Annotated in this window: 11 protein-coding genes; 7 read left to right on the top strand and 4 right to left on the bottom strand. The window is 56.8% G+C overall.

Annotated features, from left to right (window positions below; genetic code table 11):
- Positions 1–577: 577 nt before the first annotated feature.
- The 4 genes from IQ265_RS20635 to IQ265_RS20620 form a co-directional block, all read right to left on the bottom strand.
- Entirely contained in the window at positions 578–2200 is a 1623-nt protein-coding gene (locus tag IQ265_RS20635; protein ID WP_194057063.1) for a B12-binding domain-containing radical SAM protein, read from the bottom strand.
- 329 nt (positions 2201–2529) lie between these two features.
- Positions 2530–3981 carry a RecQ family ATP-dependent DNA helicase gene (locus tag IQ265_RS20630; protein ID WP_194057061.1) on the bottom strand — a complete coding sequence of 484 codons (1452 nt, stop codon included), beginning with the start codon at positions 3979–3981 and terminating at the stop codon, positions 2530–2532.
- Positions 3982–4095: 114 nt separating this feature from the next.
- Complete coding sequence (locus IQ265_RS20625; RefSeq protein ID WP_194057059.1) at positions 4096–4887, bottom strand: hypothetical protein; 792 nt, start codon at positions 4885–4887, stop codon at positions 4096–4098.
- 299 nt (positions 4888–5186) lie between these two features.
- On the bottom strand, positions 5187–6134 hold the full coding sequence (locus tag IQ265_RS20620) for a serine hydrolase (RefSeq protein WP_194057057.1): 948 nt from the start codon (positions 6132–6134) through the stop codon (positions 5187–5189).
- A 225-nt stretch (positions 6135–6359) separates the two neighbouring features.
- Between IQ265_RS20620 and IQ265_RS20615 the strand changes: the two genes are divergently transcribed.
- From IQ265_RS20615 to IQ265_RS20585, 7 genes are all read left to right on the top strand, one after another.
- Positions 6360–7124 carry a dienelactone hydrolase family protein gene (locus tag IQ265_RS20615; protein ID WP_194057055.1) on the top strand — a complete coding sequence of 255 codons (765 nt, stop codon included), beginning with the start codon at positions 6360–6362 and terminating at the stop codon, positions 7122–7124.
- 288 nt (positions 7125–7412) lie between these two features.
- Positions 7413–9980 (top strand): adenylate/guanylate cyclase domain-containing protein, encoded by a 2568-nt coding sequence (locus tag IQ265_RS20610; protein ID WP_194057053.1) that lies wholly within the window; start codon positions 7413–7415, stop codon positions 9978–9980.
- Between the two features lie 147 nt (positions 9981–10127).
- Complete coding sequence (gene accD, locus IQ265_RS20605) at positions 10128–11072, top strand: acetyl-CoA carboxylase, carboxyltransferase subunit beta (protein WP_194057051.1); 945 nt, start codon at positions 10128–10130, stop codon at positions 11070–11072.
- 199 nt (positions 11073–11271) lie between these two features.
- Positions 11272–11778, top strand: coding sequence for a photosystem II cytochrome c-550 (psbV, locus tag IQ265_RS20600; protein ID WP_194057049.1), 507 nt, complete (start codon positions 11272–11274; stop codon positions 11776–11778).
- A 218-nt stretch (positions 11779–11996) separates the two neighbouring features.
- Positions 11997–12413 carry a plastocyanin gene (gene petE, locus IQ265_RS20595; protein WP_106867085.1) on the top strand — a complete coding sequence of 139 codons (417 nt, stop codon included), beginning with the start codon at positions 11997–11999 and terminating at the stop codon, positions 12411–12413.
- Positions 12414–12540: 127 nt separating this feature from the next.
- Complete coding sequence (locus IQ265_RS20590; protein ID WP_194057047.1) at positions 12541–13062, top strand: GrpB family protein; 522 nt, start codon at positions 12541–12543, stop codon at positions 13060–13062.
- The gene (locus IQ265_RS20585; protein WP_194057044.1) at positions 13059–13538 is read left to right on the top strand and encodes an OsmC family protein; all 480 of its coding nucleotides are present in this window, start codon (positions 13059–13061) and stop codon (positions 13536–13538) included. The genes IQ265_RS20590 and IQ265_RS20585 overlap by 4 nt, the downstream gene beginning before the upstream one ends.
- Positions 13539–13554 lie beyond the last annotated feature (16 nt).

Raw genomic sequence — 13554 nt, 5'->3', positions numbered from 1 at the left:
GGCTCTCCAGTGCCCTTTTTGGCTAAAAAAGTTTTTACGCCTTAAGTACAGACGCATCATAACGGATTATTATCAGATGTAGCGTTTGAGAAACGATTTTTTGCTGGATTTAGCGCTAAATCTGGGATGGTAGTGGCGATCGCCCCTCGCCCCACCGCCAATGCCCCCATCAAGTCCTAGAAGCTCAAGATGTGTTGCAGAATTCCCTACAGCGGCGGTGGTTCTGGCATTATTAATTTAGGATCCACAAACCAAGCTTTCCTAAAGTTTTTTATTCATAACTGCGAGGCCCCCATGGAAGAAAAAGTCTGCTGGGAGCAGTTTAAGCACCGCTACGGCCCCAATGGTGAGCTGAGAGCCTGGGCTGACTATCAGCGCGCCTACCAACAGTGGCGTCGCTCATGCCTGACAGGTACAACATCATCAGGACCAGGCCATCGTTAATGTACTCCTTCATATTTGGCCCCATCTAGTTGGATAAAGGTATTTTTCAGCCCTGGATGATGCTACAAAAATAGTCGAGAAATTCGGGGTTTCTCGACTATTTTTATAATGACTTCCCGGCAGACTATTAGGACTAGAGCGAGCTAACAGGCACTGCCACCGATTCAGTTTCGGTGGCTGCTGCTTTGTCCGTTTGCTGCTTGGCTTCCAGGTAAGCCGCCAGCTGCTCTTCGATATTTTGCCGAACGATCTGGCGAAAATCGAGGAAGTGCTCGGCCTGGGCGCACACCGAAATGTAGTTGGCCGCCACCGCCGGGTAGCGCCACAGCATAATCGCCAGGTTGACCCAAAAACGCAGGCGCGTCTTGCGAAGCAGGCCCTGCCGCCACACCACAATCAGGAAGGCACGAATCGTGACCCAGTTAATGTCGGGGGCACCGGCTGAGGTGGTGCGGTTTTGATAGTTGCGCTTTTGGGCCTCACCCAGCATGAGAAAGTGGCGATAGGTGCGGTTGAGCACCGTCAGCGGGTCGTAGAGATCCCAGAACACCTGAATGTACTCCTCGGTGATCTCTTCGATGGGGCGGGTAGGCACGAAGTTCATCAGGGTGGTCTGGTTGATGTCGGCACTCTTGCCCAGCAGACGACCTTCCTTCTCTAGGCGGTGCCAGAGGGCGGTATCGGGCAGGGCTTGCAGCATGCTCACCAGAGCGGTGGGGATGGCAGTCTGCTCAACAAATTCGTAAATCCGCCGCCCGGCCCCAGACTTTTCGCCGTCGAAGCCAACGATTAGCCCCGCCATTACCCGCAGTCCCGACTGGGCAATGGAGATTACCGACTCCGAAAGGGGGTCGCGCATGTTTTGAAACTTCTTGGTCATATTCAAGCTGTCGTCATCGGGGGTTTCGATCCCCAAGAAGACGGTGCCGAAGTTGCAGTCGACCATCATCTGCATCAACTCTGGATCCTGAGCCAGATCTACCGAGGCTTCGGTGGCAAAGGAGAAGGGGTAGCCGTGCTCCTCCATCCAGGGTTTCATGGCCTTGAGCAGGAGTTTGACGTTGCGCTTGTTGCCGATAAAGTTGTCGTCGACCATAAAGATGCTGCGCCGCCAGCCCAGGTCGTAGAGGCACTGCAGCTCGGCCAGCAGCTGCTCGGGGTCTTTGGTGCGGGGCTTGCGGCCGTAGAGCACGATAATGTCGCAAAACTCGCACTGGAAGGGGCAGCCGCGAGAGAACTGCACCGACATCTCAGCGTAGGCGTCCATTTCCAGCAGGTCGTAGCGGGGTACGGGGGTGCTGGTGACGGCGGGCTTTTCGCCGCCGGAGCGGAAGGTGCCGCGCTGGTCACCCCGTTCCACCGCCTCCACAAACATAGGCAGAGTGATTTCGCCTTCGTCGAGAATTAAAAAATCGGCCCCGGCCTCCTCTGACTCGTGGGGCATGGAGGTGGGGTAGGGGCCGCCCACCGCCACCAGCTTGCCGTAGCGCTTGGCGGTTTGCACGGCGTCGTAGAAGTCGGTGCGGTGGACGATCATCGCCGAGATCACCACAATGTCGGCCCAGCGCCACTCGTCGTCGCGCACTTCCCGCACGTTGCGATCGACGAGCTTGTAATTCCAGCTTTGGGGTAAGATTGCCGCTACGGTCACTAGCCCTAAGGGAGGGAGCTGAGCCTTCAACCCAACCAGCTCCAGAGTTTTATCAAAAGACCAAAAGCTTTTCGGAAAACGTGGATAGACCAGAAGAATGTTCATAGAGACCGTATGGGTATTCTCGCCATGCTACGGGAGATATTTGAAATAATCAAACACGAAACGTTAGAGTCTGCACCTTTGGCAGTAGAAAACTGTTACAGAACCTGATGCCTTAGCCCCTAAATCGTCAATAGCTGTGACTTAGTCTGTTGATTGAAATCGGCGGACAAAACGCGACCACGACGGAGTTTAGGGACTGGGTGTTTGTCCTGCCCTGGCGATTAGGCTGCTCTAGCGATTAGACGAAGGATGGCGATAATTGTTCAATCGTCGCGGCGCGTTCATGGGCTGTCTCAGAATAAGAATTGCCCCCAGCGGCCATCTAATCTCTAGCGATCGCGCCTAGCGCAGTTGTCGCAGTGTTTGCAATTGCCCATGCGCTGGGCCTCGGTGCGAAAGCCAAACGCGACCAATAGCCCCTGCCAGCGACACTGGCGGCTGTGCAGAAACTGGTGCATTTGCTGGCTGGCCGCCGCCTGCAGCGCTACGGGCTGCTGACACTTTGCGGTGAGCTGATAGTGAAATGGGCTGACCCACTCTAGCTGCCCCACGCTGTGCAGCCACGATAGAGAAATGGCCCCGTGCTCAAACTGCTGGCTAATGTCGCGCACGTCCCCACTGGGCGGAATTTGGCTCACCAAACGCTGGGCCTTTTGCTGCAGCAGTTGGGTCTGAGCCTCGAAGAATTTGGCCCGCTGGCGATCGCCCGGTTCCAGCCAGCCCGTCGGCTCGCTGACCAGGGTCAGGGCCTCGGCGGTGTTGCCGTCGCGCCCGGCTCTGCCCACCTCCTGTACGTACTCGGTAATGGTGCAGGGAGCCTGGTAATGCACTACCCAGCGGGTATTAGATTTGCTGATTCCCATGCCAAAGGCGGAGGTGCAGACCACAAACTGGAGTTTGTCGGCCATCCAGTCGGCTTCGATCTGGCGGCGATCGCGGCTGCTTAACCCGGCGTGGTAAGGCGCTACTCGGTAGCGATCGGCCAACTGCTCGGCCAGCGCCTCGCTGTCTCTGCGGGTGCGCACATACACCAACCCCGCCTGGCCAGAATGCTGCTGCAAATAACGCCGTAGCACGCCTTTGCGCTGCCCCTCGCTGACCACTGCCTTAACTCGCAGATCAAGATTGGGGCGATGGGGATTGAGCCGCACCACCTGAGGCGACTGCAGCTGTAAGACATTTTTCAAAGTTTTTTGGGCGGCGGGGTCGGCGGTGGCGGTAAAAGCGGCGATCGGCAGGGTGGTGCCGGGTGGGCGACAGTCGAGCAGCGCTTTTCGCACCGCGCCCAAACGGCGATAGGCGGGGCGAAAAGTCTCTCCCCACTGAACTAAGCAGTGGGCTTCGTCCAAAATCAGACCGTTGATGCGCAGGTTGGGTTGGCACAGCCGTTCCCATACGGGCGGGCTGAGCAGGGTTTCTGGCGATACGTAGAGCAATCGTAGAGCCTGCCGCTCTAGCGCCTGAAGGGTTTTGCGGCGCTGGGGCGGTGGCAGCTGGCTGTGGAGAGTGGCGGCGGGCAAAGCCCTGTCGTGCAGGTCCTGCACCTGGTTTTCCATTAGCGCCACCAGGGGCGACACTACCAGGGTCAGGCCCGACTGCAGCAGCGCCGGCAGCTGAAAGCAGAGAGACTTTCCGCCACCCGTCGGCAGGACAACCAAAACGTCCCGATGTTCAAGCAATGCTTTGACGATCGCATCTTGAGGCGAACGAAAGTCGCTATAGCCCCAAATATGCTGAAAGGCCTGAAGCACCTCGCTCCAAGCCACAGAACTTTCTGCCATTGCCACACCCTTAAGCTGTGCTTTCAGAATGCCCAACCAGAAAACAAAAGGGGAGCGCGATCGATCGCGCTCCCCTCTTAAGCAGGTTTCAGACGCATGCGTTCTGCTCAGACCTTAGTCAAAGAAGAAGGGGAAGTTGTAGGCCACGCCGAGGGAAATGCCCAGGGCAAAACCGCTGGTAACCCGGAAGTTGCTGACGGCGTTGAGGGTAAAGTTGCTGGAAATGGGAATATCAGCACCAGCGTTGACCAACAGACCTATGTCACCACTGGTGGGAATCTCAACCCCAATGCCAGCGTAGGGCTGAGCGAGAAAACCACTGTAGGAAATGGTGTTGAAGTTGTAGGTAACCGGGATGGTAAAACCGGAGCGATCGTTGGTGATGGTGGCACCGGGTCGCACAGAGAAACGAGGACCTAAGGAGATTTTACTGATGATATTGAAACCAAAGCTAGACAGAGCGCTATCGCTGCGATTGCCAATACCGATGTTGCCGCCTACGCCTAGGTAATTTGGGGAGACAGAGACGGTAGTCGGGGTGGCCTGGGCCAGATCAATAGAGTCGGTAGCTTCGGGAGCCGCTTCAACGGTGGCGGCCAGCAGCGCAGACTCGATGTCGCCAGCGGTAAATAGGTTGTTGCTGGTGATGGGAGCCTCCTCGGGCAGCGCTAGCAGGCTGGCTTCACTGGGAGGTGTCTCAACAGCCTCGAGCTGGACTGTTTCGGCGGCACCTACGGGCTCAACTTCAACGGGCTCAGCCACCGCTGCGGGGGCGACTTCTACCTCAGTTAAAACGTTGTCGGTCAGCTCTAGATTGCTAAGCTGGGTTTCGGCCAGGGCAGGGCTTGCTACACCAGCCATAGCGGTTAGGCTCAGCGCTAGAGAAATTCGCTTGAGATACGCCATGATTCTGTTCACTCCTCAGATTTTTGACAATCAGGTCTCATCGGCCTAATGGCAACAATGATTACGTTCGAAACAATCAAGCTCGAAATCGTACTGCCGTAGCCAGACTAGGAAAACTAAAGTTGAACGTTTCCCGTCGCTACGGGCCTACACACCACATTTATCCTCGAAATTGGCTGAATTGTACCATCTTCAACCCAAGGCGGAAGGCTATGTTGACAACATTTTGCACCTACCCCAGATAGATGCGACTCTACTTAAAGACAGATCAAGTTGGGGATCAATCCAACTCTTAAGAATTAGGCCGAAGGTTTTAGGCGGGTAGTGGCTTGGCTAATCAAACCAGCCAGCCGAGGTAGGATGTCGCGATTTTTGCTGTGCTCGCGGCCTTCGGTAAAGGCCACTAGCAGGTCAGGAGTGCCATTGGGCAACTCAAAATAGACGGCGTCGTGCCGCACCTGGCTGGTATAACCCGCTTTAGAGTACAGGGCAGTGCCGGGGGGCAACCCGGCACCCAAAAAGCCTGTCACCTGGTCTTCTTCACCGGGCTCGGGTGGGGCAGAGGGCACCAAACGCTGCATGAGATTGAGCATGGTCTGCGATCGCGCCGCCGACACGGCCACCCCCCCTGCAATGCTGTGAATCAGCCGAGCCACCGCGTTGGTGGTGAGCCGGTTGCGATTCTCGTAGTGCTCACCGACAAAGGCTCGTTCACGACCGTAGGGGCCATCGCCCCAAGGTTTTTGGTTGAGGTTTACCCCCGTCAGCTCGGTCCACTGGAGCGACTGAAAAAAACGATTGATAATGTTGCGCTGGTGGCACCAGGTCTCAAAGGGGCCAGGGGGTAGCTCCGGGCCGCTGGTGGTACCGCTGAGCATATCGACCACCAGCGAAGTCGCGTCGTTGCTAGAGTCGACAATCATGTCCTTGAGCGCCCGATCGATCTCAGCCGAAGGGGGGATCATGCCCTGCTCTAGCCACTCGTGGGCGGCCACCAGGTAGAACAGCTTCACCACGCTGGCCGGATAAATCAGCTCGACCCCCCGGTAGCTGGCTCCGCGCGGCTGGCGCTGCCAAAAGTCGGTGGCGCTGAGGGCACCGCCTGTATTGGTGATGTAGGGCGGGTCGTACAATACCCAGGTAACGGCAATCTGCGTAGGGGTGAGGGCAAACTCGGCCCGCACCTGATCGAGCACCTGATCGAGGGCCGTTTGCAGGGCGGGGTCGGGGGTGAAAAATAGGGTCATGGCCAGCGCTTGTGTCTTAGATAACCGCTCGTTGATCACATCATCCTTCACTATCGGTACGACATAGCCGAGGGAATTAGGCGAGAGGTGTCAGATGCAAGGTTTACGGTTCAGGGTTCAAGGCAAGCCTCAAACCGTGAACCTCAAACCGTGAACCTTAAACCGTAAACCCCAGACCTTACACCCACTCCCCCGCATCCCTTAGCGAACCATGGAGGTCAACCTGTGCAAATTCAGCGCCATGATGTGGGCCTTACCGTAGACGACAGCCTGATGCGCCTCTATGTGGCTGAACCGACTGCGCCTGGTCAGTACCCCGGCATTTTGTTCTATTCCGATATCTATCAGCTAGGAGGGCCGATGCTGCGTCTGGCCGATCGCCTGGCGGGCTATGGCTACGTGGTCGCAGCCCCTGAGATCTTTCATCGGCTAGAACCCGTAGGTACGGTGATCGAGCCCAACGATATCGGTCGCCTGCGGGGTAACGATGCGGCCCGCCGCACCGCAGTAGCTGACTTCGACGCCGACGCCGCAGCCGTTTTAGACTGGCTGCAAACCTACGCCGCCGTCGCCCCTAGGCAGATTGGCACCCTGGGCTTTTGCATTGGTGGCCACCTGGCCTGCCGAGCCGCCCTAAATTCTGAGGTCAGCGTGGCTGTGTGCTGCTACCCAACCGGCATCCACAGCGGCAAACTGGGGCGGGGTAGAGCTGACACCCTAGAGCGTTTGGGCGAGATTTCGGCCCGACTGTTGCTCATTTTTGGAGATCAAGACCCCCATGTGCCCGCCGAGGGGCGCGACAGTATTCTCAGTACTTTAGCAACCGCAGGCATTGAGCCCAAAACCCTGGTTTACTCGGCCAACCATACCTTCATGCGCGACGATGGCTACCGCTACGATCCTGCCGCTACCGATGCGGCCTGGGCTGAGATAGTGGCTTTTTTGCAGGCTGGCTTTGGCACCGCTGTAGCGCTGCCCCCACATTCCTAAAGGTGGGTGGGTATGTTAGGTCAGGGTCACGAGCAGGGCATTCTGTTCAAATTGCGACGTTGCTGCCCTAACCTGGGGTATACGGTTAGAGTAATAGGTGTTTAGCAGATTTGCTACTGCCTTAGCTAACCTGTTGGCGCAGGAGAAGTAGCTCGTTTATCGCTCCACGGGCACAGGGCCTTTGGCCTGCCCCAAAGAGGCAAACACCCACACGCTTTATCAACTACCCAGGCAGCTAACCGTGCCCACTGCTTTTGTTCCCGTCTGCCACGCTTGAGTAGGGTCCCTATGGCAACTCAGATCAACGGCCCCTCGGGGTCGGTCTTTGAACATCGCAGCATGATTACCGCGCTGTCTCTGGCTAACCAGCACAGTTCTCTGACCAACCGGGTACGCGACCTACCGACCCCGCAGTTTATCAACCTGCTTGACCAAATTACGGCGGAGTTTGAGCATTTTCTGCGCGCCATCGACATGATCAACAACGAGTCGTTGGAGATCATGCTGGAGCAAATTTTAGAAGCCTTTACCCTCAAGATTGGCCAAATTTTGCAGGCCGAGCGCACCACTATTTTTATGGTGGACCACGAAAAACAGGAGCTGTGGTCGAAAATTGCCCAGGGCGATGGGGAGCGATCGCTCGAAATTCGCGTCCCCATGGGCAAGGGCATCTCGGGCTACGTGGCCACCAACGTCACGCCGCTCAATATACCCGACGCCTACGCCGACGATCGCTTCGACAGCACCTATGACCAAAAGCACGGCTACCGCACCCGCAGCATTCTCTGCATGCCGGTACTGAGCAAAAAAAGCGACAGTATTGTGGCGGTGGTGCAGCTGCTCAACAAGCTCAATAACGCCCCCTTTGACGATCAAGACGAGCGCCACTTCAAAGAATTTGCCGAATCGCTGGGGGTGATTTTAGAAAGCTGTAATTCCTTCTATATTGCCGCCCGCAACCAAAAGGGAGTTGCCGCCCTGCTAAAGGCGATCTCGTCGCTGGAGCAGAGCCTAGATTTAGAAAAAACGCTGCAGTCAGTGATGGAAGAGGCCCGGCAGCTGATGCAGGCCGATCGCAGCACCCTGTGGTTAATCGACGAAGAGAGCGGCGATCTGTGGTCAAAGGTAAAATCGGGCGACGGCAAATCGCTGGTCGAGTTGCGTAGCTCCATCACCAGCGGCATTGTGGGCCATGTGGCCACCACGGGCGAGGTATTGAATATCCCTGACGCCTACCAAGATCCTCGCTTTAACCCCGACGCCGATAAACGCACCGGCTACACCACGCGCACTATTCTCTGCATGCCCGTGTACGACTCCGGCGGCAAACTGATCGCCGTCACGCAGTTGATTAATAAGGCCCACGGCACGTTTACCACCTCCGACGAGGCCTTTATGCGGGCCTTTAACATTCAGGCTGGGGTAGCGCTAGAGAATGCCAAGCTGTTTGAGAGCGTGCTGGTCGAAAAGCAGTATCAAAAAGACATTCTGCAAAGCCTTTCCGATGCCGTCATCTCTACCGATATGGAGGGCCGCATTGTCACCATCAATGATGCTGCCCTCGATCTGATTGGCTGCCCCGAAGATACCGATCACAGCCGCACCATTCGCGATCGCTGGCAGACAGCCCTGCTGCACCGCCCGGTGTGGGACGCACTTCCCATCGAGAGCCTGCGCTTTCGTCTCGAAGACAGCCTCAAACACGGGGCTCGCCACTACGTCCCTGAGCAGAACCTGCGGGTGGCCGTCGCCCCAGGCCCCGGTACCGGGTTAGACCGTGTCTCGGAGCTGGCTCTGCCCGATCCCAACCATCCCGAAATTTATCGAGCCTGGGGCAATTTAGCCGCGCCGCCCGTACCAGCCAATCTCGTGCAGCGCATTGAGCGCAGCATTAACTTAACCGTCAACCCCCTCAACAACCCCGAGGGTGGCGTGCTCGGCGGCCTGCTAGTGCTCGAAGACATCAGTCAGGAAAAGCGGATGAAGAGTACCCTCTATCGCTACATGACCCCCGGCGTGGCCGAGCGGGTTATGGCCCTGGGCGACGATTTGTTAATGAAAGGCGAGCGCAAAGACGTCACCGTGCTCTTTTCTGACATTCGCGGCTATACCACCCTCACCGAAGATCTAGAAGCCGACAAAGTTGTTGAAATGCTCAACGCCTACTTTGAAACTATGGTGGAGTCGGTGTTTCACTTCGAGGGCACCCTCGACAAATTTATTGGCGACGCGCTGATGGCCGTGTTTGGTGCGCCCTTGCCCCTCAGCAACCACGCTTGGGCCGCGGTGCAGAGCGCCCTCGACATGCGGCGACGACTGGCTCAGTTCAACGCCGAGCGGGGTGCCCTCGGCCAACCTGAGATCCGCATTGGCATTGGCATTAGCTCGGGCGAGGTCGTGTCGGGCAACATTGGCTCCCAGCGCAAAATGGAGTACACCGTGATTGGTGACGGGGTCAACCTCAGCTCTCGCCTAGAGGGCGTCACCAAGGAGTACGGCTGCGACATTGTGATCAGCGAGTACACCTACGCCCTCTGCGCCGACAAAATTTGGGTCCGCGAGCTCGATCGCACCCAGGTAAAGGGCAAACAGCAGGCCGTTGGCCTCTACGAGCTAATCGACAAACGTGATACCCCGCTTCCCCCAGGCACCGAAGACTTTTTAAACCTCTATGCCAACGCTCGCAGCGCCTACACTAACCTGCGCTTTGACGAGGCCCTAACCCTGTTCGAGCAGGCCCACCAGATGCGCCCCGACGACAAAGCCGTGGCGGTACACCTCAGTCGAGCGCGCCAGTATCGGCTGCAGCCGCCGCCCGAGGATTGGGACGGGGTTTATATTATGACCACCAAGTAATGCTGCCGCCTGGTGAGGGATGCTTCTTCGCCCCGACCCAGCCTATCTATCGCAGACGGAGCAAACCCGCTAGGATGAGAGTTGTGTTCATTTTGGACACTTCGATCTATATAGATTGTTCTGTCGCTGTTGAGCTAACGCACGCGCATGTCACTGTTTGACTGGTTTGCCAATCGCCGTAAGTCAGGCCCCATTAGCGAAGACCGCCAGGAGCGGGAAATTGCCGATGGCCTGTGGACCAAGTGTGAGCACTGCGACGTTCTCACCTACACCAAAGACCTGCGCACCAACCAGTGGGTCTGCGGCGAGTGTGGCCACCACCACCGCATCTTCAGCGACGAGCGCATTCGTCAGCTGATCGACGCTAACACCTGGCAGGCGTTAGACACCCACATGCAGCCCCAGGATCCGCTCAAGTTTAAAGATCGCAAGGGCTACGGCGATCGCCTGCGCGATACCCAGTCCAAAACCAAACTCACCGATGCCGTGCAAACCGGCCTGGGCGAACTCGACGGCCTGCCCGTCGCCCTGGGGGTGATGGACTTTCGCTTCATGGGCGGCAGCATGGGCTCGGTAGTGGGCGAAAAGCTCACCCGCATGATCGAGCGCGGCACCGCTACAGGCCGCCCGGTGATTATTGTCTGCGCCTCAGGCGGTGCTCGTATGCAGGAGGGCATGCTCAGCCTGATGCAGATGGCCAAAATTTCTGGGGCGCTCCAGCAGCACCAGGCCGCTAAGCTGCTCTATCTGCCGGTGCTTACCCACCCCACCACGGGCGGCGTTACCGCCAGCTTTGCCATGCTGGGCGACATTATTTTGGCCGAGCCAAAAGCTACCATTGGCTTTGCCGGTCGCCGTGTGGTAGAGCAAACCCTGCGCGAAAAGCTGCCCGACGACTTTCAAACCGCTGAGTACCTGCGCGACCATGGCTTTGTCGATCTAATTGTGCCGCGCACCCAGCTCAAGCAGACCCTGGCTCAGCTCATTCGGCTGCACCAGCCCGCTGCCGTTCCCGCCACCTCAGATGGCCACGCCTCCTGGAGCAATGGCTTAGAAACCATCGCTCCAACCCACATTGGAGTCGATTTATAGCGGCAAAACATTGGGAATGGCCCCCTTCGGTGGCATGATAGACATTACAAGAATGATTTGATGGGGGAAAACTCCATTGAGTTAAATCTCATTAAGGCCAAACGGGGAGGTTTGCCCAAGGCGAAACTCAATATCCCGAACTGGACTTGATATAGCTGTGTTGATTTCATACCCAAGCCCTATACATTCGAGGAGAACCATGTTGAAGAGATGCATTTGGCTAGTTGCGGTCGCACTCTTCTTTGTCAGCCACCTGGTCATGGGAGACGCTGTCGCGGCTGAGCTAGATGAGGCCACCCGTACGGTTCCGCTCAATGCCGAAGGCGACAACTATGTGCTGTCGCTAGAGCAGATCACCCGTGGTCGTCGCCAATTTAACTACGCCTGTGGCACCTGCCACGTGGGTGGGATCACCAAAACCAACCCCACCGTTGGCCTTGATCCAGATTCTCTGGCTGGTGCTCTGCCCCCCCGCGACAACATTGACGCCTTGGTGGCCTACCTGAAAGAGCCGACCACCTACGATGGTCTGAGCGATATTTCTCAGGTGCACCCCAGCAAGAAGAGCGCCGATATCTTCCCCAAAATGCGTAGTTTAACCGAGGAAGATTTGGTGGCGATCTCAGGTCACATTTTGCTTCAGCCCAAGGTCATTGGCGACATGTGGGGAGCTGGTAAAACCCGCTTCTCTGCTCCTCAGGTCTAGGGAATGTTGGGTAACTTGAGGGCTACTCCAGCGTTTGGTAGAAGCTTTTGGGGTAACTGTAGGTTCTGCTAATAGACCTTCGCAGGTCGCCCACGGCGGCAATTACCCCAAGGCCAACGCCCCAAGTTACCGCGCAAAGCAGGTAATATGCCATAGGGAAGACTGTTTGACAGTTCCCCTGATTGATTGAACTGGAGATACGAGCTTTAGAGGTAGTTATGCAACGAGTATTTCGCGCTGCCCAGCGTTTGGGCCTAGTTATTTTGTCTGCTCTGCTAGTGGTGGGTACGCTCACCCTGGCTTCTGCACCCGCTGCAGCCACCAATTACGATGTCAAGATGGGTTCTGATGCGGGTCTGCTCGTGTTTGAACCTAGCACCGTTACCGTTCATGCTGGCGACACTGTGACCTGGGTGAACAACAAAATGGCCCCCCACAACGTCGTGTTTGATGCCGCTAACGTGCCTGGCGACAAGGCCCTGGCCGACAGCATCTCCCACACCCAGCTGACTTTTGCCCCTGGTGAAAACTACTCCACCACCTTTACCAGCGACATGCCTGCTGGTACCTACACCTACTACTGCGCTCCCCACCGTGGGGCTGGCATGGTAGCTAAGGTGATTTTGGAGAACTAGACTCTGGGCTTCAATAGCCTAGGTTTCTAGATCAAGATTAGTTAGCCAAAAAGAGCGTCTTTCGAGGCGCTCTTTTTTGGTTTGGAAAAGGTTGCTTTTTCATGCCCATCACCAGAACGATTACGCAATGAGACAGGTTCACGTTTGTCCCCCCAATCCTCAGTGGGGCCAAGACTTTACCACTGAGGCGACACAGGTCGCCCTGGCCTTAGGCGATCGCGTAGTGCAGGTTCACCACATTGGCAGTACCGCCATTCCCAATATCTACGCTAAACCCGTGATCGACCTGCTGGTGGAGGTCAACGACATCAACCAGGTCGATAGCTGCAATGCCGCGATGGTCTCTCTGGGCTATGAGGTGATGGGCGAGTTTGGCCTGACAGGGCGTCGCTACTTTCGTAAAGATAATGCTGAGGGCCACCGCACCCACCACGTTCACACCTTTCAGACCGGTTCCCCTGCAATAGTGCGACATCTGGCCTTTCGCGACTTTATGATTGCTCACCCCGACTGCGCCCAGCAGTACAGCGACCTCAAACGCGCCCTGGCAGCAGAGTATCCTAAAGACATCGACGGCTACATGGACGGCAAGGATAGCTTTGTCAAAGCGATGGAGCAACGGGCGCTACAGTGGCGAGGACTAGCATGAGTCAATCTAAAACCCACCTCTACCGACTAGAGGTGCACTGGACCGGCAATAACGGCCAGGGCACCGAGAGTTATCGCGCCTACGATCGCGCCCACAGCATCAGCGCTGATGGTAAGCCCCCGATTGAGGCCTCGGCTGACTCGGCCTTTCGTGGCGATAAAACCAAGTACAACCCAGAAGAACTCCTGGTTGCGTCACTATCGAGCTGCCACATGCTCTGGTATCTGCACCTGTGCGCCGAGGCTAAGGTTGTGGTGACTAACTACGTTGACTATCCCATAGGGACGATGCTTGAAACCGAGGACGGCAGCGGCCGGTTTTCTAAGGTTTTGCTGCGCCCGGTCGTTACCCTTGCTCCTCAAAGCAATGCCGAGTTGGCTACCCAGCTTCACGAGCAGGCCCATCAAAAGTGCTTTGTCGCTAATTCGGTCAATTTTCCGGTGCAGTGTGAGACAACCATTCAGCTCGAACCCTAATCTCAAATCCTGTCGG

Origin of the sequence: Nodosilinea sp. LEGE 06152 (genome assembly GCF_015207525.1) — a bacterium.
Lineage (GTDB): Bacteria > Cyanobacteriota > Cyanobacteriia > Phormidesmidales > Phormidesmidaceae > Nodosilinea.
This window is presented reverse-complemented; position numbering and strand designations above follow the sequence as displayed.